The sequence below is a fragment of the Pseudomonas sp. R1-6 genome (assembly GCF_051132115.1).
In the GTDB taxonomy this organism is placed as follows: Bacteria; Pseudomonadota; Gammaproteobacteria; order Pseudomonadales; family Pseudomonadaceae; genus Aquipseudomonas.
In genome coordinates, this window is sequence record NZ_CP071662.1 from 2,471,281 (window position 1) to 2,495,342 (window position 24,062).

Annotated in this window: 22 protein-coding genes and 3 tRNA genes; 15 read left to right on the top strand and 10 right to left on the bottom strand. The window is 60.6% G+C overall.

Going from position 1 to position 24,062, the window contains the following annotated elements; translation table 11 throughout:
* Positions 1-65: 65 nt before the first annotated feature.
* The 8 genes from J3P81_RS11360 to nudC all read left to right on the top strand — a co-directional run bounded on the left by J3P81_RS11360 (position 66) and on the right by nudC (position 12,553).
* Positions 66-737, top strand: coding sequence for a DUF3313 domain-containing protein (locus tag J3P81_RS11360; RefSeq protein WP_434563818.1), 672 nt, complete (start codon positions 66-68; stop codon positions 735-737).
* 106 nt (positions 738-843) lie between these two features.
* Positions 844-1,344: a thiol peroxidase gene (gene tpx, locus J3P81_RS11365; protein ID WP_420766776.1), complete on the top strand. Its 501-nt coding sequence runs from the start codon at positions 844-846 to the stop codon at positions 1,342-1,344.
* A gap of 190 nt (positions 1,345-1,534) precedes the next feature.
* Positions 1,535-2,851, top strand: a complete 1,317-nt coding sequence (locus J3P81_RS11370) for an MdtA/MuxA family multidrug efflux RND transporter periplasmic adaptor subunit (RefSeq protein ID WP_434563820.1) — start codon at positions 1,535-1,537, stop codon at positions 2,849-2,851.
* Entirely contained in the window at positions 2,848-5,943 is a 3,096-nt protein-coding gene (locus tag J3P81_RS11375; protein ID WP_434563822.1) for an MdtB/MuxB family multidrug efflux RND transporter permease subunit, read from the top strand. The genes J3P81_RS11370 and J3P81_RS11375 overlap by 4 nt, the downstream gene beginning before the upstream one ends.
* A gap of 151 nt (positions 5,944-6,094) precedes the next feature.
* Complete coding sequence (locus J3P81_RS11380) at positions 6,095-9,199, top strand: efflux RND transporter permease subunit (protein ID WP_434563824.1); 3,105 nt, start codon at positions 6,095-6,097, stop codon at positions 9,197-9,199.
* Positions 9,196-10,686, top strand: a complete 1,491-nt coding sequence (locus J3P81_RS11385) for an efflux transporter outer membrane subunit (RefSeq protein WP_420766780.1) — start codon at positions 9,196-9,198, stop codon at positions 10,684-10,686. Before J3P81_RS11380 ends, J3P81_RS11385 begins: the two co-directional genes overlap by 4 nt.
* A 217-nt stretch (positions 10,687-10,903) precedes the next feature.
* Positions 10,904-11,716, top strand: a complete 813-nt coding sequence (locus J3P81_RS11390) for a crotonase/enoyl-CoA hydratase family protein (protein WP_434563826.1) — start codon at positions 10,904-10,906, stop codon at positions 11,714-11,716.
* Between the two features lie 6 nt (positions 11,717-11,722).
* Positions 11,723-12,553, top strand: coding sequence for an NAD(+) diphosphatase (gene nudC, locus J3P81_RS11395; protein WP_434563828.1), 831 nt, complete (start codon positions 11,723-11,725; stop codon positions 12,551-12,553).
* Here the strand turns inward: nudC and J3P81_RS11400 are convergent.
* The 3 genes from J3P81_RS11400 to J3P81_RS11410 all read right to left on the bottom strand — a co-directional run bounded on the left by J3P81_RS11400 (position 12,521) and on the right by J3P81_RS11410 (position 15,453).
* Complete coding sequence (locus J3P81_RS11400; RefSeq protein ID WP_434563830.1) at positions 12,521-13,300, bottom strand: TSUP family transporter; 780 nt, start codon at positions 13,298-13,300, stop codon at positions 12,521-12,523. The genes nudC and J3P81_RS11400 overlap by 33 nt on opposite strands.
* A 141-nt stretch (positions 13,301-13,441) precedes the next feature.
* Entirely contained in the window at positions 13,442-14,614 is a 1,173-nt protein-coding gene (locus J3P81_RS11405) for a zinc-dependent alcohol dehydrogenase (protein WP_420766784.1), read from the bottom strand.
* On the bottom strand, positions 14,614-15,453 hold the full coding sequence (locus J3P81_RS11410) for an SRPBCC family protein (protein WP_434563832.1): 840 nt from the start codon (positions 15,451-15,453) through the stop codon (positions 14,614-14,616). The genes J3P81_RS11405 and J3P81_RS11410 overlap by 1 nt, the downstream gene beginning before the upstream one ends.
* A 338-nt stretch (positions 15,454-15,791) precedes the next feature.
* Here J3P81_RS11410 and J3P81_RS11415 point away from each other — a divergent pair.
* Positions 15,792-15,865: transfer RNA gene (locus J3P81_RS11415), tRNA-Cys, on the top strand.
* Positions 15,866-16,059: 194 nt separating this feature from the next.
* Positions 16,060-16,146: transfer RNA gene (locus J3P81_RS11420), tRNA-Leu, on the top strand.
* 87 nt (positions 16,147-16,233) lie between these two features.
* On the opposite strand, the gene J3P81_RS11425 is transcribed toward J3P81_RS11420, so the two are convergent.
* Complete coding sequence (locus J3P81_RS11425) at positions 16,234-16,596, bottom strand: NUDIX hydrolase (RefSeq protein ID WP_434563834.1); 363 nt, start codon at positions 16,594-16,596, stop codon at positions 16,234-16,236.
* A gap of 267 nt (positions 16,597-16,863) precedes the next feature.
* Here J3P81_RS11425 and J3P81_RS11430 point away from each other — a divergent pair, with 267 nt between their 5' ends.
* Together J3P81_RS11430 and J3P81_RS11435 are read left to right on the top strand one after the other, a co-directional pair.
* Positions 16,864-17,052, top strand: coding sequence for a hypothetical protein (locus tag J3P81_RS11430; protein WP_420766787.1), 189 nt, complete (start codon positions 16,864-16,866; stop codon positions 17,050-17,052).
* Between the two features lie 94 nt (positions 17,053-17,146).
* Positions 17,147-17,374: a PLD nuclease N-terminal domain-containing protein gene (locus tag J3P81_RS11435; RefSeq protein ID WP_420766788.1), complete on the top strand. Its 228-nt coding sequence runs from the start codon at positions 17,147-17,149 to the stop codon at positions 17,372-17,374.
* Positions 17,375-17,398: 24 nt separating this feature from the next.
* Here the strand turns inward: J3P81_RS11435 and J3P81_RS11440 are convergent, their stop codons facing one another.
* The 3 genes from J3P81_RS11440 to J3P81_RS11450 all read right to left on the bottom strand — a co-directional run bounded on the left by J3P81_RS11440 (position 17,399) and on the right by J3P81_RS11450 (position 18,626).
* Positions 17,399-17,824 (bottom strand): hypothetical protein, encoded by a 426-nt coding sequence (locus J3P81_RS11440; RefSeq protein ID WP_434563836.1) that lies wholly within the window; start codon positions 17,822-17,824, stop codon positions 17,399-17,401.
* A gap of 164 nt (positions 17,825-17,988) precedes the next feature.
* Positions 17,989-18,219: a hypothetical protein gene (locus J3P81_RS11445; protein ID WP_434563838.1), complete on the bottom strand. Its 231-nt coding sequence runs from the start codon at positions 18,217-18,219 to the stop codon at positions 17,989-17,991.
* Positions 18,220-18,371: 152 nt separating this feature from the next.
* Positions 18,372-18,626, bottom strand: coding sequence for a DUF6555 family protein (locus tag J3P81_RS11450; RefSeq protein WP_039588765.1), 255 nt, complete (start codon positions 18,624-18,626; stop codon positions 18,372-18,374).
* A 227-nt stretch (positions 18,627-18,853) separates the two neighbouring features.
* On the opposite strand from J3P81_RS11450, the gene J3P81_RS11455 reads away from it, so the two are divergent.
* Both J3P81_RS11455 and J3P81_RS11460 read left to right on the top strand, forming a co-directional pair.
* Positions 18,854-19,753 (top strand): polysaccharide deacetylase family protein, encoded by a 900-nt coding sequence (locus tag J3P81_RS11455; RefSeq protein WP_434563840.1) that lies wholly within the window; start codon positions 18,854-18,856, stop codon positions 19,751-19,753.
* A 102-nt stretch (positions 19,754-19,855) separates the two neighbouring features.
* Positions 19,856-20,047 carry a DUF2188 domain-containing protein gene (locus J3P81_RS11460; protein ID WP_420766792.1) on the top strand — a complete coding sequence of 64 codons (192 nt, stop codon included), beginning with the start codon at positions 19,856-19,858 and terminating at the stop codon, positions 20,045-20,047.
* 57 nt (positions 20,048-20,104) lie between these two features.
* Here the strand turns inward: J3P81_RS11460 and J3P81_RS11465 are convergent, their stop codons facing one another.
* The 3 genes from J3P81_RS11465 to J3P81_RS11475 form a co-directional block, all read right to left on the bottom strand.
* The gene (locus tag J3P81_RS11465) at positions 20,105-21,898 is read right to left on the bottom strand and encodes a DAHL domain-containing protein (protein WP_434563842.1); all 1,794 of its coding nucleotides are present in this window, start codon (positions 21,896-21,898) and stop codon (positions 20,105-20,107) included.
* 255 nt (positions 21,899-22,153) lie between these two features.
* Entirely contained in the window at positions 22,154-23,008 is an 855-nt protein-coding gene (locus tag J3P81_RS11470; protein ID WP_420766794.1) for a prohibitin family protein, read from the bottom strand.
* A gap of 122 nt (positions 23,009-23,130) precedes the next feature.
* Positions 23,131-23,218, bottom strand: a tRNA-Ser gene (locus J3P81_RS11475).
* Between the two features lie 124 nt (positions 23,219-23,342).
* On the opposite strand from J3P81_RS11475, the gene J3P81_RS11480 reads away from it, so the two are divergent.
* Complete coding sequence (locus tag J3P81_RS11480; protein WP_039588756.1) at positions 23,343-24,014, top strand: Bax inhibitor-1/YccA family protein; 672 nt, start codon at positions 23,343-23,345, stop codon at positions 24,012-24,014.
* Positions 24,015-24,062 lie beyond the last annotated feature (48 nt).

Consider the following 24,062-nt stretch of genomic DNA (forward strand, 5'->3'; position numbering starts at 1 on the left):
AACCCTGCGCATTGGCTATACCTGTAGTTCCGCCCCCCTCAGGTGTGGCCTACAGGAGTAACAGCATGAAACTCGCGTCCATGATCGGCACTGTCTGCATCGCTTCGCTCGCGCTGATGGGCTGCTCGAGCAAAGTCACCCAGCCGGACGAATACTCCGGCTTCCTGGGAGACTACAGCCGCCTCAAGGAAGAAAAATCGCCTTCGGGGGCCGAAGTGATGCGTTGGGTCGATCCGAAGATCGATCTGGCTAAATACTCCAGCGTGTATATCGAGCCGACGCAGCTCTATCCCAAGCCGCAACCGACCGTGAAGATTCCCGCCGGCACGTTGGCCGGCATTACCAGCTACTACGACCAGGCGCTCAAGCGGGAGGCGGGCAAGTCGTTGCCTCTGGCGACCAGTCCGGGGCCGGGTGTGTTGGTAGTACGGGCGGCCATCACCGCGGTCAGCAGCAAGACCGAGGGGCTCAAACCTTATGAAGTGATTCCGATTGCCTTGGTGGCCGCCGCGGTCAGTACGGCCAGCGGCATTCGCGATCAGGAAACCACGCTGGGCACCGAAGCGGTGTTTCTGGACGGTGGCAATAATGCGGTGGTCGCACAGGTGGTGCGCAAGGGCACGGGTAAGCCGTTGTCGAACGAGTCCCAGGTCATGAAGCCCGATGATGTCAAAGGGGTGATCGACGGCTGGGCCTCAGATCTGCACCAGTCGTATTTGCAGCTCAAGGCTAAATAGCGGGCCCCGCCACTCGTGACTTTTTGTGTGCAGGCATAGGTCGGAGCTCCATTTCATGGTTAACTCCGGCCTCACTGTTTTCAAACCTGTCAGAAGGAATCCGTTCATGGCTCAAGTCACCCTCAAAGGCAACCCAGTCCAAGTCAACGGCCAATTGCCACAAGCCGGTTCCAAGGCGCCAGCCTTTTCTCTGGTTGCCGGCAATCTGTCGGACGTGTCCCTGCAAGACTTCGCGGGCAAGCGCAAAGTGCTGAACATTTTCCCAAGCGTCGACACCCCGACCTGCGCCACTTCCGTGCGCAAGTTCAACGCCCAGGCCAACGACCTGGATAACACCGTGGTGCTGTGCATTTCCGCCGACCTGCCGTTCGCCCAGGCCCGCTTCTGTGGCGCCGAAGGCCTGGAAAACGTACAGAACCTGTCCACGCTGCGCGGTGCCGAGTTCATCGAGAACTACGGCGTCGCCATCGCGGACGGCCCGCTCAAAGGCCTGACTGCCCGCGCCGTGGTGGTGCTGGACGAAAACGACACCGTGCTGCACAGCGAGCTGGTCAAGGAAATCGCTGAAGAGCCGAACTACGAGGCGGCGCTCGCAGCCCTGAAATAACTGTTCCGAAACAAAGTATTTATTACAATTGTTAACGGCCTGGCCTGACCAGGCCGTTTTCATTTGTGTTTCAAGGCCTTAGCCGAGTATGAGAAAGGTAAGCCCAAGGTAAATTGCCGGTAAAGGCGCTTTGCTAAATACCCGCCAGTGCTTATCGTTCAGCCTCCTGTAGAAGAAGCCCACGCGCCCAATGGTTGACCATTCAATGCAATCCTCTGTTTCCCGTAAATCTCGTCGCTGGCTGTTCGGCCTGCTCATCCTATTGGCCGTTGCGTTGCTGGCTTGGAAATTCTGGCCTGCCGGCACCGGCTCGAACAACGAAGCAGGGCAGAAAGGCGCGGCCGGGCATATGGGGCGTTCGGGCGGCATGCGGCCAGGCTTTGGCGGTGCGACGGGCCCGATCCCGGTTCGGGTGGCGCCGGCGGTGACCGGGGATTTTCCGCTGTATTACAAGGCGCTGGGCACGGTTACCGCGCTAAATACCATCAATGTTCGCAGCCGCGTGGGCGGCGAATTGGTAAAGATCGCCTTCGAGGAAGGGCAGATGGTCAAGGCCGGGGACCTGCTGGCCGAGATCGACCCGCGTCCGTACCAGAACGCCTTGCTCCAGGCCGAAGGCACGTTGCTGCAGAACCAGGCCCAATTGAAGAACGCCCAGGTCGACCTCGAGCGTTATCGCGGCTTGTATGCCGAGGACAGCATCGCCAAGCAGACCCTCGACACCGCCGCTGCGCTGGTGGGCCAGTACCAGGGCACGGTCAAGACCAACCAGGCGGCGGTCAACGACGCCAAGCTCAACCTGGAATTCACCAAGATCCGCGCGCCGATCAGCGGGCGCGTAGGGTTGCGTCAACTGGACATCGGCAACCTGGTAGCGGCCAATGACACCACGGCCCTGGCCGTCATCACCCAGACCCAACCCATCAGCGTTGTCTTCACGCTGCCTGAGAACAACCTCGAAACCGTGCTCGCCCGCTACCGCGGCGGGGCGAAACTGCCGGTCGAGGCTTGGGATCGTGGTGATGTGAAGCTGCAGGCCAGCGGCGTCTTGCAAAGCCTGGACAACCAGATCGACATCACCACCGGCACCTTGAAATTCAAGGCTCGCTACGAGAACCGCGACCAGTCGCTGTTTCCCAACCAGTTCGTCAACGTGCGCCTGCTGGCCGACACGCTCAAAGGCGTGGTCCTTGCGCCGACCGCCGCCATCCAGTTCGGCACCAACGGCACATTCGTCTATGCCTTGGATGGCGACAAGAAAGTCACCATCAAGAAGCTCAAGATCGGCGCTAGCGATGGCGACAGGACGGTCGTCACCGAGGGGCTTGCCGCTGGCGACAGGGTGGTGCTCGAAGGCACCGACCGCCTGAAAGAGGGCAGCGAAGTGGAAGTGGTCAACGACAGCCAGGAGGTGCCGACCACGCCGACCGAGCATTTGCAGGGCAAGACCGCCGCGGCCCCGACTGAGCCGGCCATGGCCGACAAGGCGAAAAAGGACGGCGCATGAATCTCTCGCGGCTGTTCATCCTTCGCCCGGTCGCCACCACGCTGAGCATGCTGGCCATTGTCCTGGCCGGTCTGATTGCGTATCGGTTGCTGCCGGTGTCGGCACTGCCCCAGGTCGATTACCCGACCATCCGCGTGATGACGCTGTACCCGGGCGCCAGCCCTGACGTGATGACCAGCGCCGTGACCGCGCCGCTGGAGCGTCAGTTCGGGCAGATGCCGGGCCTGACGCAGATGGCCTCCACCAGTTCCGGCGGCGCATCGGTGATCACCCTGCGTTTCAATCTGGACATCAACATGGATGTCGCCGAGCAGCAGGTGCAGGCCGCGATCAACGCCGCTACCAACCTTTTGCCCACCGACCTGCCGGCGCCGCCGGTGTACAACAAGGTCAACCCGGCCGACACCCCGGTGCTGACCCTGGCGATTACCTCCAAGACCATGCTGCTGCCCAAGCTCAATGATCTGGTGGACACGCGCATGGCGCAGAAGATTGCGCAGATCAGCGGCGTTGGCATGGTGACCATCGCCGGTGGCCAGCGCCAGGCCGTGCGGATCAAAGTCAATCCGCAAGCCCTGGCGTCCGCGGGCTTGAACCTGGCGGATGTGCGCACCTTGATCGGCGCTTCCAACGTCAACCAGCCCAAGGGCAACTTCGACGGTCCGACCCGAGTCTCGATGCTCGATGCCAACGACCAGTTGACCTCGCCCGAGGACTACGCCGGACTGATCCTGGCCTACGCCAACGGCGCGCCGCTGCGGCTCAAGGACGTCGCAGAGATCGTCGATGGCGCTGAGAACGAACGCCTCGCCGCCTGGGCCAACGAAAACCAGGCCGTGCTGCTCAATATCCAGCGCCAGCCAGGGGCCAACGTCATCGAGGTGGTGGACCGGATCAAGGCGATGTTGCCGAGCATCACCGACAACCTGCCGGCCGGCCTGGACGTTGCCGTGCTAACGGACCGCACCCAGACCATCCGCGCCTCGGTCACCGACGTTCAGCATGAATTGCTCATCGCCATTGCCCTGGTGGTCATGGTGACGTTCCTGTTCCTGCGCCGGGTCAGTGCCACGATCATCCCGTCGGTGGCCGTGCCGCTGTCATTGATCGGTACGTTCGGCGTCATGTACCTGGCCGGTTTCTCCATCAACAACCTGACCCTGATGGCCCTCACCATCGCCACCGGTTTTGTGGTGGACGATGCCATCGTCATGCTGGAGAACATCGCCCGCTACATCGAGGAGGGCGACAGCCCGATGCAGGCGGCGCTCAAGGGTGCGAGGCAGATCGGCTTCACCTTGATTTCCCTGACACTGTCGCTGATCGCGGTGCTGATTCCGCTGCTGTTCATGGCGGACGTGGTCGGTCGCCTGTTCCGCGAGTTCGCCATCACCCTGGCGGTGGCGATCCTTATCTCGCTGGTGGTGTCCCTGACCCTGACGCCGATGATGTGCGCGCGGCTGCTCAAGCGTGAACCCAAGGAAGAGGAGCAGGGCCGCTTCTACCGCGCCAGCGGCGCCTGGATCGATTGGTTGATCGCCGCCTACGGGCGCAAGTTGCAATGGGTACTCAAGCACCAACCGCTGACGCTGTTGGTGGCGGTGGGTAGCCTGGTGTTGACCGTGGTGTTGTACCTGGCCGTGCCCAAGGGCTTTTTCCCGGTGCAGGATACGGGCGTGATCCAGGGCATATCCGAGGCGCCGCAATCGATCTCCTTCGCCGCCATGAGCGAGCGCCAGCAGCAATTGGCCAAGGTCATCCTCGCCGATCCCGCCGTGCAAAGCCTGTCTTCCTACATAGGCGTGGACGGTGACAACGCAACGCTCAACAGCGGCCGCCTGCTGATCAACCTCAAGCCCCACAGCGAACGGGACGACAGCGCCAGCGCGATCATCGCCCGCCTGCAACCGCAACTGGACCGACTGGTGGGCATCCGGCTGTTCATGCAACCGGTGCAGGACCTGACCATCGAAGACCGGGTCAGCCGTACCCAATACCAGTTCAGCCTGTCGTCGCCGGATGCCGAATTGCTCAGCCTCTGGAGCGGGCGGCTCGTCGAAGCCCTGGTGCAACAGCCAGAACTCACCGACGTCGCCAGTGACTTGCAGGACAAGGGCTTGCAGGTCTACCTGGTGATCGACCGCGACGCCGCATCGAGACTGGGCGTGTCGGTGTCGAACATCACCGATGCGCTTTACGACGCCTTCGGCCAGCGGCAGATTTCGACCATCTATACCCAGGCCAGCCAATACCGCGTGGTGCTGCAGGCTCAGGCGGGGGAAAAGATCGGCCCGCAGGCCCTTGAGCAGATCCATGTCAAGACCACCGACGGCGGGCAAGTCCGCCTGTCGAGCCTGGCCCGGGTCGAAGAACGTCAGGCGCAGTTGGCGATTGCTCACATTGGCCAGTTCCCGGCGGTGATGATGTCGTTCAACCTGGCACCGGGCGTGGCCCTTGGGCACGCTGTCGATGTCATCGAGAAAGTGCAGAAGGACATCGGCATGCCGGTCGGCGTGCAGACCGAATTCCAGGGCGCGGCGCAGGCGTTCCAGGCGTCGCTGTCGAGCACCTTGTTGTTGATCCTGGCGGCGGTGGTGACCATGTACATCGTGCTGGGCGTGCTCTACGAGAGCTACATCCACCCGATCACGATTCTTTCCACCTTGCCCTCGGCGGCCATCGGCGCATTGCTGGCATTGATGCTGACCGGCAATGACCTGGGCATGATCGCGATCATCGGTATCATCTTGCTGATCGGTATCGTCAAGAAGAACGCGATCATGATGATCGACTTTGCCCTCGACGCCGAGCGCAACCAGGGCATGGACCCGCAGACCGCCATCTACCAGGCTGCGTTGCTGCGCTTCCGGCCGATCCTGATGACCACCCTCGCTGCGCTGTTCGGCGCCGTGCCGCTGATGCTCGCCACCGGCTCCGGCGCCGAGTTGCGCCAGCCCCTGGGCCTGGTGATGGTGGGCGGCTTGCTGGTGAGCCAGGTGCTCACGCTGTTCACCACGCCGGTGATCTACCTGTACTTCGATCGCCTGGGGCGGCGGTTCGTCAGGCCTGAGGCCGATGAGGTGCGGGTATGACGGCTTTCGTGCCGTGCCAGGGCTTTTCGTGGCGAGGGAGCTTGCTCCCGCTGGGCTGCGCAGCGGCCCCTTTTGTGAGCGCTGCGCACTCAAGCGGGAGCAAGCTCCCTCGCCACGAAAGCCTGTCCATTGAAGCATGGGGCTGCGGCCGATGAACCTCTCCGGCCCCTTCATCCGCCGTCCAGTGGCGACCATGCTTCTGAGCTTCGCGATCATGCTGCTCGGCGGCGTGTGCTTTGGCTTGCTGCCGGTTTCGCCGTTGCCGCAAATGGATTTCCCGGTGATCGTGGTCCAGGCCAACCTGCCGGGGGCGAGCCCGGAGGTGATGGCTTCCACCGTGGCGACGCCGCTGGAGCGCTCGTTCGGCGCCATCGCCGGGGTCAATACCATGAGCAGCCGTTCGAGCCAGGGCTCGACCCGGGTGATCCTGCAATTCGACCTGGACCGCGACATCAATGGCGCGGCGCGGGAAGTACAGGCGGCAATCAACGCCTCGCGCAATCTGCTGCCCAGTGGCATGCGCAGCATGCCGACCTACAAGAAGGTCAACCCGTCCCAGGCGCCGATCATGGTGCTTTCGCTGACCTCCGACGTGCTGGAGAAAGGCCAGCTCTATGACCTGGCTTCCACCATCCTGTCCCAGAGCCTGTCCCAGGTGGCGGGGGTAGGGGAAGTGCAGATCGGCGGCAGTTCGCTGCCGGCGGTGCGTATCGAGCTGGAGCCACAATTACTCAACCAGTACGGCGTGGCGCTCGACGACGTCCGCACGGCGATCGCCGACAGCAATGTCCGCCGGCCAAAAGGGTCGGTCGAAGACGACAAGCGCATGTGGCAAGTCCAGGCCAATGACCAGTTGGAAAAGGCCAAGGACTACGAAACGCTGGTCATCCGCTACCAGGACGGCTCGGTGTTGCGGCTCAAGGACGTGGCGAAGGTCAGCGACAGCGTGGAGGACCGCTACAACAGTGGGTTCTTCAACGACGATGCCGCCGTGCTGCTGGTCATCAACCGCCAGGCCGGCGCCAACATCATCGAAACCGTCAACGAGATCAAGAACCAGCTGCCGGCCCTGCAAGCGGTGCTCCCGGCCAGCGTCAAGCTCAACCTGGCCATGGACCGCTCGCCGGTGATCAAGGCCACCCTGCACGAAGCGGAAATGACCCTGTTGATCGCCGTGGCGCTGGTGGTGCTGGTGGTGTTCCTGTTCCTCGGTAATTTCCGTGCGTCGCTGATCCCGACCCTGGCGGTGCCGGTGTCGTTGGTGGGCACGTTCGCGGTGATGTACCTCTACGGTTTTTCCTTGAACAACCTGTCGCTGATGGCGCTGATCCTCGCCACCGGGCTGGTGGTGGACGATGCCATCGTGGTGTTGGAGAACATTTCCCGGCACATCGACGAGGGCGTGCCGCCGATGAAAGCGGCCTACCTGGGCGCCGAGGAAGTGGGCTTCACCTTGCTGTCGATGAACGCCTCGCTCGTGGCGGTTTTCCTGTCGATCCTGTTCATGGGCGGGATCGTCGAGAGTCTGTTTCGCGAATTTTCCATCACCCTGGCGGCCGCCATCGTGGTCTCGCTGGTGGTGTCCCTGACGCTTACCCCGATGCTCTGCGCCCGGTGGCTAAAGCCCCACGTGCCGGGGCAGGAAAACCGCTTGCAGCGTTGGAGCCACGGCCTCAACGAGCGCATGGTCCGAGGGTACGCCCGCAGCCTGGATTGGGTGCTGCGCCATCGGCGCCTGACCTTGCTCAGCCTGCTGGTGACCATCGGCGTGAATATCGCACTGTACGTGGTGGTGCCAAAGACGTTCATGCCCCAGCAGGACACCGGCCAATTGATCGGCTTCGTGCGCGGTGACGATGGGCTGTCGTTCAACGTGATGCAGCCGAAAATGGAAATCTTCCGTCGCGCGGTGCTCAAGGACGAAGCGGTGCAGAGCGTGGCGGGTTTCATCGGCGGCAACAACGGCACCAACAATGCTTTCATGCTGGTGCGCCTCAAGCCGATCAAGGAACGCGGGGTTTCCGCGCAAAAGGTCATCGAGCGCCTGCGCAAGGAAATGCCCAAGGTACCCGGTGCCCAATTGATGCTGATGGCCGACCAGGACCTGCAATTCGGTGGCGGTCGCGAGCAGACCACGTCGCAGTATTCCTACATCCTCCAGAGCGCCGACCTGGCGTCGCTGCGCATCTGGTATCCCAAGGTCGTCGCCGCCTTCCGCGCCTTGCCGGAACTGACCGCCATCGACGCCCGCGACGGTGGCGGGGCGCAGCAGGTGACGCTGATCGTGGACCGCGACCAGGCCAAGCGCCTGGGCATCGACATGGACATGGTCACCTCGGTACTGAACAACGCCTACAGCCAGCGGCAGATCTCGACCATCTACGACAGCCTGAACCAGTATCAGGTGGTCATGGAGGTCAATCCCAAATATGCCCAGGACCCGAATACGCTCGAGCAGGTCCAGGTGATTACCGCCGATGGCGCGCGGGTCCCGCTGTCGGCGATTGCCCATTATGAAAACAGCCTGGAGGACGACCGGGTCAGCCATGAAGGCCAGTTCGCTTCAGAAGGCATTTCGTTCGACATGGCCGAAGGCGTCACGGTGGAGCAGGGCACCGCGGCGATCGAGCGGGCGATAGCCAAGCTCGGGATGCCCGAAGATGTTATCGCGAAAATGGCCGGCACCGCCGACGCGTTCGCCGCGACCCAGAAAAGCCAGCCGTTCATGATCCTCGGCGCGTTGCTGGCGGTGTACCTGGTGCTCGGCGTGCTGTACGAAAGCTATATCCACCCGCTGACCATCCTATCCACCTTGCCCTCGGCCGGGGTGGGCGCGTTGTTGTCGATCTATGTCCTGGGCAGCGAGTTCAGCCTGATCTCGCTGCTGGGGTTGTTCCTGCTGATTGGCGTCGTGAAGAAAAACGCCATCCTCATGATCGACCTCGCATTGCAATTGGAGCGCGCCGGCCAAACGCCGTTGGAGTCGATCCGCAGCGCTTGCCTGTTGCGACTGCGGCCGATCCTCATGACCACGCTGGCCGCGATCCTCGGAGCCCTGCCGCTGTTGCTCGGTGGCGCCGAAGGCTCGGAAATGCGCCAACCGCTGGGCCTGACCATTATCGGCGGGTTGGTATTCAGCCAGGTCCTGACGCTCTACACCACCCCGGTGGTCTACCTCTATCTTGATAACCTGCGCCATCGTTTCAACCGCTGGCGTGGGGTGCGCACTGATGCTGCCCTGGAAACTCCGCTATGACCGATCGTTCGTTGTTCAACCTTGTCGCTGCGCTGGCGACTGCCCGTGGTTCGCGTGTCTTGAGCCTGGCGCTCTGCGTGGCACTGCTGAGTGCCTGCGCAATCGGTCCCGATTACCAGCGCCCGTCAGCCGCCGCGCCGTCGCAGTACAAGGAGGCCCAGGGCTGGCGCCAGGCCAACCCCAGCGACGCCCTGGCCCGTGGCGCCTGGTGGGAACTGTACGCTGACACCCGGCTCAACGACCTGGTGGAACAGCTCAACGCCTCCAACCAGACCGTGGCCCAGGCCGAAGCCCAGTACCGTCAGGCCCAGGCTTTGGCACGCAGTGCTCGCGGGGCGTTCTTTCCGACGGTCGACCTTTCGGTCGGCAAGACCCGCTCCAGCCAAGGCACGGGCAGCAGCAGTTCGAGCCTGAGCAGTTCCTCCAGCGGCATCCGCGACACTTACAGCGCCCAGGCCGGCGTGAGCTGGGAAGCGGACGTGTGGGGCAGGTTGCGCCGTACCTTGGAGGCTGATGAAGCCAGCGCCGAGGCCAGCTTTGCCGACCTGGCGGCGATGCGTCTGAGCCAGCAATCGGAGCTGGTGCAGAACTACCTGCAGTTGCGGGTGATCGACCAGCAGAAGCGCTTGTTGCAGACCACCGTCGACAACTACCAGCGCTCCCTGAAAATGACCGAAAACCAGTACCGCGCCGGGGTGTCCGGCAAGGATGCGGTGGCCCAGGCGCAGAACCAGCTCAAGACCACCCAGGGCGACCTGATCGACCTGATCTGGCAGCGTGCGCAGTTCGAAAACGCCATTGCCGTGCTGATCGGTCTGCCGCCGGCCGAATTCAGCCTGGCCGAAACCCAGGATGTCCCAGCGCTGCCGCAAGTCCCGGTGGCCGTGCCGTCGCAATTGCTCGAACGCCGTCCAGACATCGCATCGGCGGAGCGCTCGGTCATGGCGGCGAACGCCAACATCGGCGTGGCGAAGGCCGCCTATTACCCGGACCTGACCCTGAGCCTGAGCGGTGGCTACAGCAGCAGTACCTACGATAACTGGGTGAGCGTGCCGAACCGCTTCTGGTCGGTCGGCCCGCAACTGGCGATGACCCTGTTCGATGGCGGCCAGCGCTCAGCGGAGGTCGACCGCAGCGTGGCGGCGTATGATCAGACGGTCGCCACCTATCGCCAGACCGTGCTCGACGGTTTCCGCGAAGTCGAGAACTACATGATCCAGCTCAAGGTGCTCGAAGACGAAGCCCGCGTGCGCCAGGAAGCCCTCGACGCCGCCCGCGAGTCCCTGCGCCTGACGCAGAATCAGTACAGGGCAGGGCTGATCGGCTATCTCGACGTGGTGTCTGTCCAGGCTACAGCTCTGAGCAACGAGCGCAGCGTGTTGAGCCTGCAACAGAGCCGGTTGATTGCGAGTGTGCAGTTGATTGCCGCGTTGGGCGGTGGTTGGGATGGGCGGTTGGAGGCGTCCGAGCAGCCGGCAACGGACTGATACCCGCCCCAGACCTTGTGGGAGCGAGCCTGCTCGCGAAAGCAGTGGTTCAGCTTATGAAAATGTTGACTGACCTGCCGCCTTCGCGAGCAGGCTCGCTCCCACATTAGATTGCGCAGCGTGATGCAGTCCCGCTTTTGGCCGATGCGCTGCCTACGTCCGGTCGTGATCGCTTGTTATAGTTCAGGCCTCTTCCAGCCGGTCAAAGGATACTGCCATGTCGCAATACCAAGCGTTCAACGTCGGACTTGCAGACAACATCGCCCATGTGCAGATCAACCGACCGGACAAGATCAACGCCATGAACGCGGCGTTCTGGAGCGAAATCGTCGAGATTTTCCAATGGATCGACGACACCGACGAAGCGCGGGTGGTGGTCCTGAGCGGTGCCGGCAAGCACTTTTCCTCAGGCATCGACCTGATGATGCTGGCTGGCGTGGCGAACGAACTGGGCAAGGATGTGGGCCGTAACGCCCGCGTGCTGCGACGCAAGATCCTGCAGCTGCAAGCCTCGTTCAATGCCGTGGACAACTGCCGCAAACCGGTACTCGCGGCGGTCCAAGGCTATTGTCTTGGTGGTGCCATCGACCTGATTTCCGCTTGCGACATGCGCTACGCCGCCGAAGACGCGCAGTTCTCCATCAAGGAAATCGACATCGGCATGGCGGCCGATGTTGGGACATTGCAACGCTTGCCCCGGATCATCGGGGACGGCATGCTGCGTGAACTCGCTTATACGGGGCGCACCTTCGGTGCCGACGAAGCGCGCAGCATTGGCCTGGTCAATCGTGTCTACAATGACACCGCCAGCCTGCTCGACGGCGTGATGGGCATTGCCCGGGAAATCGCCGCCAAGTCGCCGATTGCCATCACCGGCACCAAGGAAATGATCAGCTACATGCGCGACCACCGCATCGACGACGGCCTGGAATATGTCGCCACGTGGAATGCCGCCATGCTGCAATCCAATGACCTGCGCGTGGCCATGGCCGCCCATATGAGCAAACAGAAACCCGAATTTCTGGATTGATCAATCATGATTTCACGCTGGACCACCGCAGTACTCGACACCGACCTTCCCGGCGGCTGGGCCGTGGCCCGCAGCCCGGAAGGTTTTTTGTACGACGATAACGGCGCGCTGTTTCCTCGCGACTGGCTCAAGCGCCAAGACCTGTCGATCCTCGCCGAGCACGGCATCGGCCATTTCGATGGCGAGCCGGTCTACCTGCTGGAACTGCACAGCCCCCTGGATATTCCCGGTTGCAGCTGGAAAGGCTTGCGCGCGTTCATGCTCGAGGAAGATCACACGCTGTTCAAGGTGTTGGGTTATGCCGCTCAGGTCGGGACCTGGGCCCGGGAACACCGCTTTTGCGGCAGTTGCGGCCAGCCCATGAGCCAGGTACCGCGCGAGCGGGCGATGCATTGCCAGGCGTGCGATCTGCGGCATTACCCGCGGATCTCACCGAGCATGATCGTGCTGATCACCCGTGGCGATGAAGTCCTGCTCGCACGTTCGCCCCGTTTTGTCTCGGGTGTCTACAGCACCTTGGCAGGATTTGCCGAGCCGGGCGAGTCGGCCGAGGACTGCCTCGTCCGGGAAGTCCGCGAAGAAGTCAGTATCGAAGTGAAGAACATCCAGTACGTGGGCAGCCAGTGCTGGCCGTTTCCCCATTCGATGATGCTGGGCTTCCACGCCGAATACGCCAGCGGCGACATCGTGCCCCAAGAGGACGAGATCGAAGACGCGCAGTGGTTCAGCATCCACGATCTGCCACCGCTTCCCGCCTCGCGCTCGATTGCCCGGTATCTGATCGACCTCTACGTGGCGCGGCGCTTAGGCCATGCTGAACCAGTGTTGCCAGGCTAGGCGCACGGTCAGGGCCAGCACCACGGTGATGAACACTGGCCGGATGAACTTCGCGCCGCCGCTGATGGCGGTGCGCGCGCCAAAGAAAGCACCGACCATCACCGACAGGCCCATGCTCAGGCCGATGATCCAGTCCACCTGGCCCGAGACGATGAACACCGTCAGCGCCGCGATGTTACTGACGAAGTTCATGCTGCGGGCCACGCCGCTGGCCTTGACCAGGTCGATGGGGTAGAGCAGCAGGCTGCTGACGGTCCAGAACGCACCCGTGCCCGGGCCGGCCACGCCGTCATAGAAACCGAGGGCGAAGCCTTGCGGCGACTGCCAGGTCTTCCTGATCGGCGCATTGCTGTCCAGCGGTGCCTTGGGCGTGCCGCCGAACAGCAAGTAGAGGCCGCAGGCAAAGACAATGACCGGCAGCATCTTGTTCAGCCACTCGGCGGGCAGGTAATGGGCAACGACGGCACCGGCCAGGGCACCGATCAGCGTGCCGACGAGGGCGTGGGTCCACTGCCGTGGGTGAAACAGCTTGCGCTTGTAAAAGGTAAAGCTGGCCGTGGCCGAGCCAAAGGTCGAGCTGAGCTTGTTGGTGCCCAGCACCAAGTGTGGCGGCAGGCCGGCGGTCAACAGGGCCGGGGTGGTGAGCAGCCCGCCACCGCCGGCAATGGCATCGATGAAGCCGGCGATGAACGCCACAACGGCCAGGATCGCGAGGGTGGAAAGTTCAACGCTGAGTTCGAAAGGCATGGAATGGACTTAGTCGGCAGGGCGCAGGAGGGCTGCGGGAAAGGCCGGTATGTTACCGATTATGACGGCGCGCCGCGACTGTCCGGTGAGGCCCTGCAATCCCGGTGGCGAGGGAGTTGCTCCCTCGCCATGGAGTTTGATCTATTCCGGGCGGAACACCGCCCGTAGGCAATCCTGACGTTTGTCCTTGAACATTGCGTAGCCCTCAACCGATTGCTCCAGGCCCATGGGATGCGTCAGCAGATAGGAGGGGTCCAGGTCACCGTTCTGGATGTGTTCGAACAGACGCTTCACATAACGCTGTCCCGGTTGCTGGCCGGAACGCAGAGTCAGTGACTTGTTCACGATCGCGCCCATCGGGAATTTGTCCAGCAAGCCGCCGTACACGCCGACCACCGACACCGTCCCGCCTTTACGACACGCGCGAATCGACTGGCGCAGCACGGTCCCGCGCTCGGTGTGCAGGCGCAGCATCTGTTTGGTCTTGTCGTAGAAATAATCGACTTCCGTGCCATGGGCCTCCATGCCGACGCAATCGATGCAGCGATCCGGTCCACGGCCGCCCGTCAGTTCCAGCAGGGCGGCATGCACGTCGGTGGTCTCGTAGTTGAGGGCGATGGCGCCGGCCTTTTCCTCGGCCAGGCGCAAACGATCGGCAAAGCGGTCGATGGCAATCACCCGTTCTGCGCCTAGCAAGTAGGCGCTGGACATCGCCATCAGCCCAACCCCGCCGCAACCCCAGACCGCCACCGTATCGCCGGGTTGGATATCGGCGTTGTCGGCGGCGAAATAACCGGTGGGCACCGCATCGGAGACGAACACGGCCTGCTCGTCCCTGACGCCATCGGGGATCGTGAACAGGTTGACGTCGGCAAACGGCACGCGGATGTAGGTGGCGTGGCTGCCGGCATAACCACCGAACGCATGGCTGTAGCCAATGATGCCGCAGGCGGGTTGACCGTAGGCGATGTCGGTGGCGGTGGGGTTCGGATTGGAGTTGTCGCAGCAGGAAAAGTCCGAACGCTGGCAATGCTCGCATTCTCCGCAGCCGACAATCGACACTGTGACGACCCGGTCGCCTTTCTTGATCTGCGTGACAGCCGAGCCGGTTTCCACCACTTCGCCCATGAACTCATGCCCGATGATATCGCCGGCCTGCATGGTCGGCACGTAGCCGCCCAGCAGATGCAGGTCCGAGCCGCACACCGAGGACAGGATCACCCGCACGATGGCGTCGCGGGGATTCAGGATGGAGGGATCGTCCACCGTCTCGACCTGCAGTTTGTTGGGGCCTTGCCAAGTCAATGCGCGCATCAGACGGTACCTCCATTGAGTTCGGGTTTGTCAGAGGATGAGTCATTGGCTGGAGCTTGCGTCGCGTGGGTAGCCGGGTGGACAAACAGAAAGTCCTTGGTATGCGGATCGCGCATCTTGTTGGTGCTGACTTCGCCCGTTTCCAGTTGCTGCTTGATGCTGCGCAGCACATTGAGCAGGGCCTTGTCGGAGAACCGGGAAATAGCGGCGGCGAGCGCATAGCCGGCCGCGCCGAGAGGCGTCTCGCAAGCCACGATGACTTTGATCTGCGTACCGCGACCGGCGGGCGCATCGCTGAAATGCATCTGGATGTCATGCTTGAAGCGTCGGTCCGGACCGGCAATCCAGTGCAGCTTGCGGCCTTCCTTGGGTTCGCAGTGTTCGAGGTCACACTGCAACGTCTTGTCCATCGGGCCATGGGCGACCCAGCGATAAGTTCGTTCGCCCGTCTGTTCGATGGCGTCCACCCATGGCATGAGCGCTCCCAGATTGGCCGGTTCGCTGCAGAACGCGTAGACCTCGTCCCTCGGCTTGCCCACCGTGATGCTGCGGGAAATGACCTTGCTGCCGTCCCAATCGCGATCCTGTTCGAATGTTTGTTCGAATGGGCTGTGGGTCAGGGCTTGCTTGATCCGGCATGTGCCTGAATAGGCTCGCCAGGCAGCGCACGCGCCGAGCAGCACCTGCGGCCAGCCCTTGAGACCGCCCTGGCGCAAACCATTGGCAAGCAATAACGAGCCGGCCACCAGCGACACCAGGCGCTCCGGCGTGCCAAGATTGGGGCGTGATGAGGTGGGCACCGGAGCCCGGCTCGCCACCAGTTTTGGGCGTTCAGTCATGATGGTTCTCCTTGCTGATCCAGGGGACGACATAACGAATGAACCGAGGGCAACGGCGGTTGTTCCGTTGGTGTGAGTGGTTTCCCGATGAGCCGGTTGGCAGAGGTTTCGGCCCGTCGTGTTGCCCAGGAAATACATCCGAAGGTCTCACCGCCAGGCAAATTTTTTTTGAAATCAAGGGGTTGTCAGCTTAGGCAAATGAGTACATAATTGCGCCCATCGAATGCATCGAGGCGTAAAAAACTTCAATGTTTTCAAGGAGATAGCTCGCTATTAGCGGCTTTGTCCGGATAAGTTTTTATCCGTTTGATGCGGTTTCATTGCATCAGGCGTATTGAGGCCGAATAGCAAAATGGTTATGCAGTGGATTGCAAATCCACCTACGCCGGTTCGATTCCGACTTCGGCCTCCACTTCTAAAAAGCTCTGTAGATTCATGATCTACGGAGCTTTTTTATTTAGGGGGCGGTGAAAGGTTTTGTCTTGAAAAGGGCAATGGCCGCCTTGCTTCACCCAGGAGGGATGTATATATTTCCCCCTCTGTTGCACCAGCCTCGATCCTGTGGGATGCCTATCCGACAGTGTCACATGGCTTGACCGCGCTACCGCCCGAATGGCGAAACTGGTAGACGCATGGGACTTAAAATCCCCCGCTCGTAAGGGCGTGCCGGTTCGATTCCGGCTTCGGGCACCATCTATATCAAGGGTTTGCGAGCGAAAGCTAATGCAAACCCTTGTTTGTTTCTGGTCCGTAAAAGTTGTTCGTCAGGTTTTAAGCGTTCTACAGCCTGCGCCGAAACGCTTCCAATATTTCCCGCATCCCTTTTTTCATCTGCAACTGCGCAATGGCGTCCAACGGGTGCCATACACAGTCGCTGATCTCATTTTGTGGCCTGGCGGCCGTCGAATCGTTGACCGCCGCCTCGAACACGTGATGCTCGGTACCGCCGTCATTGATCCGCATCAGGTAAAGCAGGCTTTCGGCGCTCAGCCCCGTTTCTTCCGCCAGTTCCCTTAGGGCGGCGTCGGCGTGGGTTTCGCCGCGCTCGACAGTTCCGCCAGGCAACGCCCAGCGGCTCTTGGGCTTACGTACCAGCAGGATGCGGCGGTCTTCTTCGCAGATGACGGTCGCTCGAATCTTCATAACCTGGTCCAATCCCGACTGTCATTAAATTGCAATATAACTGCAATATTTGAGCCTCGCGCCATTTCGGCGTTCAAAAAACGGAATGTTTCGTTTCTGTCCATGGGATCGCGCCCCCATGGAAAAGGCTTCGTTTATTTCGCGGACGGTTGGAAAACGTCGAGGCAGGGCCGTTGTCGACGACCGATCATCGCCAAAAATGAATCAGCGCCGAAAAAACGCATCAATGTTGGGTGGACGAGCCGGCCCCGATGGGGGGAGCGAGGAATGATGACCACCGTTGAAGACTTCAAAGTCAGATCCCACGAGCTTCTGGTTGAGCTCGACGCAGCAACGTCGGAGATGATGGCGCTTATCTGTGTCCATCAAATGTCGGGAACCGCCTGGGACGAGGCGGTCCGGCGTCAGCACGAGGCCTATGAGCAATGGGTCGCCTACCTCAACGAGCGCTTGTAGCTGCACGATCGTCAACCGTAACAGCAAGTCAGATTCTTTGAACGGAGCTGGCGCGGCCATGCCTAATCCATAGACCGACAAGAGGATTGAGGCCATGTCTGAACTAGCCAGTTATTTCTGGATCGCCGTAGCGGTGTTGCTGTTGCTCGTGGACTTGTGGGCGATCGTCAGCGTCTTTCGCAGCGACAAGTCGGCCGGTACCAAGGCGGGCTGGGCGCTGTTGCTGATTATCTTGCCTGTCTTGGGCTTGATCATCTGGGGCGTGGCCGGGCCACGAGGCGTCAAGAACCCGCCTTCTTCCCCAGAACACAGCAAGGGCTGACGCCATGTGATGCGAACCACCCGGTCAGCGGTTCTTCCATTGGCCGCCGGTGGTTTCGCAATCCTTTTGTGCTTGCTGCACTTGTTGCGCGTCGTAGTAGTACCAGGTGACTTGGGCGTTGTCCGGGATATTCGCCGAGCCGCCGCTGCGATCCTTGCTGGTGGAATGGGGATTGGCCAGGGCTTCCTGAGTCAGTCTTGCCTGACACGTTGCCACGTAGCCCTCGGCGCAACGCTCGACGGGTTTCTTTTGAGTGCTCAGGGTCCCTTTGCTTTCGTTGCTGCAGGACCAGCCGATGGCCTCCGAGGGGACGCCCTTGTACTCATAGCAACTGCGGGTTTCGATTTCCTGTACCGCCTGGCTTTGGGATCGGGTAAGGACCTCGCAACCCTGCGCCATGACGGTGGCGGGGCAGGCACAGGCAATCAGCAGCAGGACTCTGGCATTCATGTTGGTTCTCCCTTATGACGGCTCTTGCATCGATACCTATCAATATCGAGGTGCAAACGTACGCCGTCGTTCCATCGGGTTTACAACCGGTGGAGCTCAGGGAAACCGGTGTGGCAAGCGTCGTTGACGAAGCTTTCCATCAACGAAACATATAGCGAAACCTATTAGCGAAATCTTGGCAACGGACGTTCCACACGTTTGAGTGAAGAGAGGGCGCTCTGGATCGACGGGGCATCCTTTTCGATGTCGTTGAGCCGATCGCGGATGCGCACTGCAGCGGGATGGCCGCCCTGATGGTCGACCCAGTCGGCAATTTCCTTGCAGGCCGCGGTCAGCCCCGCCTGGCGCGATTCCAATAAAGTGAGCAGGGTGGTGATGGACTCTTTTTCGGACATGTCACACCTCCATTCAACGTTGGATGAGGCAGCACGAAACCCATCGCTATGGACGGGTAAGGCTGCAATAAGGGTAGTTGAGATATTTCTGCGGCGTTGGATATCCGGCGCACGACTGGACAGTCGGTGCGCCGGACCCTTTCATGTCTTGTTCAGCCAGACTCCTTGACCCAGGATGGCGCGACGGAGGCTCGCCAGCGCACATCGGTAATGCCATATTTTTCTGCCATGGGTTTTGAAACCCGCTTGACCTTCTCCCTGCCGAATTTGGGGATGCGCCCAACACCCGCGTCGCAACTGGCCCAATGCCAAGCTTCGGAGTTATTCATCACTTCGGCGCGAATGATGAAAGACTTGGGCTCGCCATGGAGCATGTAGTCGATGATGTAAAGCGATGGACCGCCCATAAATCCTCCCTAATTGATCCTATACGGATGGATACGGAGGCGTTCGGAAAATTCCATTGGATTTCCGGACGGTCAAGAATGGGGTCTACAGGGAGAGTGTCGAGGGTTGCTGAACACCGTGCTTACGGTGCGGAACCAAACCCGGGTAACCTTCTCCAAGGTGAGCTTGAAAGCACCGGTGCCAAGGATCAAAGGCGACGTAACGTGGCACTGAATAAAGGCAAGACATGAACAATTTCGCCAGGGCGCTGGTCGTGGCGCTGTTTGCCCTGCACTTGTCGGGCTGCATCGGCCCGCCCATCGAATTGACCCCGCAAACCGAGGAACGCCTGCGCGTCCAGGCCCCGATCCGTTTCCTGCTGACATTCGATGATGGGCCTAGCGCATCGTCTTTCTGGAATCCGAGCGCCGACGTGCTGGACGCATTGGACCGTAATCCGGTGCAGCCTGGGATCAAGGCGGTTTTTTTCGTCCAGACCCGAGCGCCACGGGCCGGTGGCAGCGAAATCGGCCGCTCGCTCATGCGTCGTGAGCATGCGAACGGACACCTATTGGGATTCCACACGGCTACCTATTGGCATACCAATCATCGATTCCTGGATCCGGATGAGTTGGAGCAGTCCCTGTTCAATGGCGCCAACGATATCGCTGTGATCACAGGCGCATCGCCAAACCTGGTACGGCCGCCATTCTGGAGTTTCGACAAGCGCACGTTTGCCGCTTATCAACGACACGGTATGCACGTATTGCTGACTGACTTGAGCGCCAATGATGGCAAGGTTTGGGGCATTACCGTGAGCCCACGACGGCGGATGAACCTCACGCGCCAGCTCTCCGAGGTCCGCGAGCGCATCGCGGATGGTCAATTGCCCACTGTGGACGGTGTGATACCGGTCGTCGTGACCTTCCACGACCTCAACCGATATACCGCCCGCCACGCCCGTGAATACCTACAGATCCTTTTGGACAGTGCCAGGGAGACCGGGCTCAGGACCGATGCGAAGCCGTTCTACGACGACAGCCGCGCCCTGGAACGAGCGGCGCTGGCTCGCACGGTTCGCGACACGTCCCAGCCCGTGCATCTGCCCGGTTTATGGGATTGGCTGTGGGATTCGGACTCCCATTGAATTGCATGGACGATGAACTGTCGCGACGCCCGGTAGGCACCGACGGGTGAACCGGGAGTATGGTAGGCAGCGTAACTCGGTACTTTGCAGGAGGTGATCACCATGAGTACTGCGATGCTGACGAAAATGCACATCAATGGCTATGACGTACTGAGCGTCAACAGCGGCCCTTGGCGAGTCTGTACCCAGGCTGATCGGCTGGGTTCCTTCGCCTCACGGGAGGAAGCGCTGGCCTACGCCGCCGCATTACCCGCCAGGAGACGCCGTAACGCCCCGTCCGGGAACGTCAAGTAGGGCCGCGTTCTGTTGACTGCGCGCAGGCACGGATGCCAGCCGCGCAGTCAAAGCGGGTCATGAGGCTGCCAGCTCCAGGGGCAGTTCCAGCGTAAACAGGGCGCCGTGCCCCGGTCCGTCACTGTGGGCCAAGAGACGGCCGTTCATTTCGACTGCCGCCAGGGCGCAACTGTGCAGGCCAAAGCCATGGCCGTCCTTGCGGGTCGTGAAGCCATGATTGAAGATCCTCGCCTGGTTTTCCTTGGAAATCCCTTCGCCACGGTCCTTGACGCTGACGCATAACGTCGTCTGGTCGACGATGCGGATTCCCAGGGTCATCTCCCGTGGGTGCTCAACGCTGGACATGGCGAACTTGGCATTGCTGATCAGGTTGATCAGGATCAGCAGCAGCCGGTGCTTGTCGCCGAGAATCACGGGAGCGTCCTGGTAATCCTTGATCACGGTGACATGATGCCGGCTCAGCGCCCCTGAATTCATGCGCAGGGCATCCTCGAACAGATCGGCGACGTTCAGCGGCTCGATCAGCCTCGCAGCCCCGGCGTAGGTTTGTTGGGTAGTGACGATGTCCTTGATGTGATCGATGCTTTTGGTCAACTGCGCCAGTTCTTCGATGAGCAGTGCTTGTTCGCCTGCAACAGAGTCCACCAGTTCATTGAAGTAGCGGGGCAACAACTTGCCTTTTTCGTCCTCGGTGATGAAATGACCCAGGTCGTCGGCATGTTCGTTCATCATTTTCACGGCTTTGCCCAACCCTTGCGTCTTGCTGTTTTTCAACTTGCGAGTGACCAGGTCCGCGGAAATATTCACGCTGTTGAGGACATTGCCGACGTTGTGTAACACGTTCGTTGCAATCTCGGCCATGCCTGCCATGCGAGCGGCATCCACCAACTCCCGTTCGGCCTCCTTCAACTCGCGAGTGCGTTCCTGGACGCGTTCTTCCAGTTTGTCATTGGAAGTTTGCAGCTCATGGTTGATCTGGTTGATGACTGAATAACTGCGCACCAGCCGTACGGCCAGATAGATCATCAAAAGCGCCATCAGGCCGGCGCACACCGCCAGGTATATATGGTACTTACGGTCCGTGGCGGCGGTCCTGCGCTGCGTTTCGTTCAACAGCTCGTTGATGCTGTCCAGCTCCTGGGCCACTGGGATGACGCTGATGCGGTCCAGCAGGTCGTTGACCTGGGGCTGTTCGTGGATGATGGTTTTGACGTGGTGTATCAGTGACACAAACGCGGGCCGATAGAGGGCAGGCAGTTGGTCAATCTGATGTTCGAGTTCGCTTAACTGGTCCCGCACTTCCCGTTCTTTATCCGCCGTGACGTAAAGGGCGAACTCCAGGGTGGTCAACGCCAGGTCCAGGACATTCGAGGCTGCGGTCAGGCGCGCGATCTCCCCGTTCGCCTTCATCTCCTGCAACAGGTTTTGTATTTCGTCTTCAACCGTTGGCAACTCATCCAGTGACGCCCGCAGGGTGGCGTTGTGCTGCTCGAACTGCTCGACCAGCAGATTCTTGTTCTTGACCGCATCCACGTATCCCTGGCGCCTTGACGCCCAGAGCGCCGCCAGCGGGCCGGAACTGTTCAAACGCTCCAATTGCTCCCAGCGAGTCTGCGCTTCGGGCGGTGGGGTGAGTGACAGGTTATTGTTGACGCCGATTTTCTTCCTGAGGATTTTTACGTTCCAGTTGGCGTCGGCTTGCTTGAGTTGGCGAATGAAGTCCCGTGATTCGAAATAGGTCGCTGAGTCGTATGTATAGGATTTTATTAAAAAGAAGATCAATGCGGAAAAGACAACAAGCGCCGCGGCCAACAGGACGGGCCACTTGTATTTATTGATCAGAATGGTCACAGGTTTCTCCTGCGCGGAACGGATGCCGAAACCGGACCTGGCGAGTGTGAGCAATTATCGGGATGACGGGCGGAGAATGGGATACAGGAGGGGAGTTGCGTTGTTTGTTTGCCTGGGTACACGGTGAGCTCCCTGCTAACGGTGAACGTCTGGTCATCAGTGAAGCAAGTGTAGCGTCAACCACCGGCGTCGACGTATCTGTCCAGACGCTGCACGGGAAAATGGCGCGGCCGGAATCGACCGCGCCGAGGGAGGTTACTTCAAATCGATAAAAGGCAGCGCGCTGTTCGGCAGCATGGTGGTGGGCAACTCACCGTTCCAACGCTCGGCCTTGGTCAGCTCCACCAGGTTCTGGTTGCTGGCCAGCGCCTGGGCGCGGGCTTTTATCGCCTCGGCTTCAGCCTTGCCACGCAGTTCCGTTGCCAGGGCATCGGCTTTGGCCTGGGCCACTTGCGAATCGGCTTCCGCCTGGGCCTGGGTCACCCGAATCTGCGCCTGGACCTGTTCGGTGGCGAGCTGCTGCTCACGGGTCTTGACCTGGACCTCGGCGGCCATGCGCGCTTCGATGGCCTTTTCGTAGGCATCGCTGAAATCGATGTTTTCAACCTGGACGCTGTCGATGATCACCGGCCCGGTAATGGTCGATTTGATCGCAGCGGAGATATCGTTGACCAGTTGGACGCGGTTCTGCACGGCGGCCACGGCGTTGAACTTGCCGAACACATTCTCCACCTGCGTCGGCACCTGCCGGCTGATCATCCGGTCGCGGATGCCTTCCAGATCCTTGAACTGGGTATAGACCTTCGCCACGTCGGAAGGCGCGATGTGCCACGACACCGACACTTTGAGCTCGGCCGATTGCTGGTCTTTGCTGTAGGCCTGCAAGTCGTCGTAGGAGGTTACCTGGCTCTGCGTGCTGATCAGGCGTACCGATTCGATAAATGGCGTCTTGAACGACAGCCCCGGCTCAACCACCCCGACCAGCGCGCCATTGCGCAGAAGCACGCCGCGCTCGGTTTCATCAACCGTGTACCAACTTCCGAAGAACACGCATAACAGGACCACGCCGACAATTGCAGCAGCGATCGAACCGATTGTTTTACGGGGCACTTTACTTTCCTTGAGTAGGCTAGGGGATGGCATGCACTGTTTCCTTTGTGAAGACCGTCACTGTTTTTTCAAACGCCAGACACGAAAAAGCCCTGACAAGTCAGGGCTTTAACGTTAGAAGATGGCGGAGGCGATGGGATTCGAACTCATGGACCTGTTACAGTCGACGGTTTTCAAGACCGTTGCCTTAAACCACTCGGCCACACCTCCGTATTGCGTTGCGGGCGCCATAATACCCGAATGAAACACACTGTCAAACTCTCCACGTAGCTTGTTACAGAGCGTCTGTTATGATCCTTGCCACTGAATGTTTCAAAACCGGAGGAGTGTCGCCATGCGCGAACAGGATTACGCAGTGAACAACAGCGTGCAGGCTGAGCAGCTAGAAGTTAGCCGCGTCCTGCGCAACACTTATGGCCTGCTGGCACTCACGCTCGCTTTCAGCGGTGTGATGGCCTTCGTCGCACAACAGATGCGCGTCGGTTACCCGAACATCTTTGTCGTGCTGATCGGTTTCTACGGCCTGTTTTTCCTTACCAACAAGCTCCGCGATTCGGCCTGGGGCCTGGTTTCGGCCTTCGCCCTGACCGGGTTCATGGGGTTCCTGCTCGGCCCGATCCTCAACCGTTACCTGGGCATGCAGGGCGGCGCAGAAGTGGTCAGCTCGGCCTTCGCAATGACCGCGCTGGTGTTCGGTGGTCTGTCGGCGTACGTACTGATCTCCCGCAAGGACATGAGCTTCCTGAGTGGTTTCATCACCGCCGGTTTCTTCGTGTTGCTGGGTGCGGTGGTGGCTAGCTTCTTCTTCCAGATCAGCGGCCTGCAACTGGCGATCAGCGCCGGCTTCGTGCTGTTCTCGTCGGTCTGCATCCTGTACCAGACCAGCGCCATCATCCATGGCGGCGAGCGTAACTACATCATGGCGACCATCAGCCTGTATGTGTCGATCTACAACCTGTTTGTCAGCTTGCTGCAGCTGTTTGGGTTGATGGGACGTGATGACTGATATTGCCGGAGTGTCCGGCTTGAGCTGTTGATTTGAGAAACGGCGCTT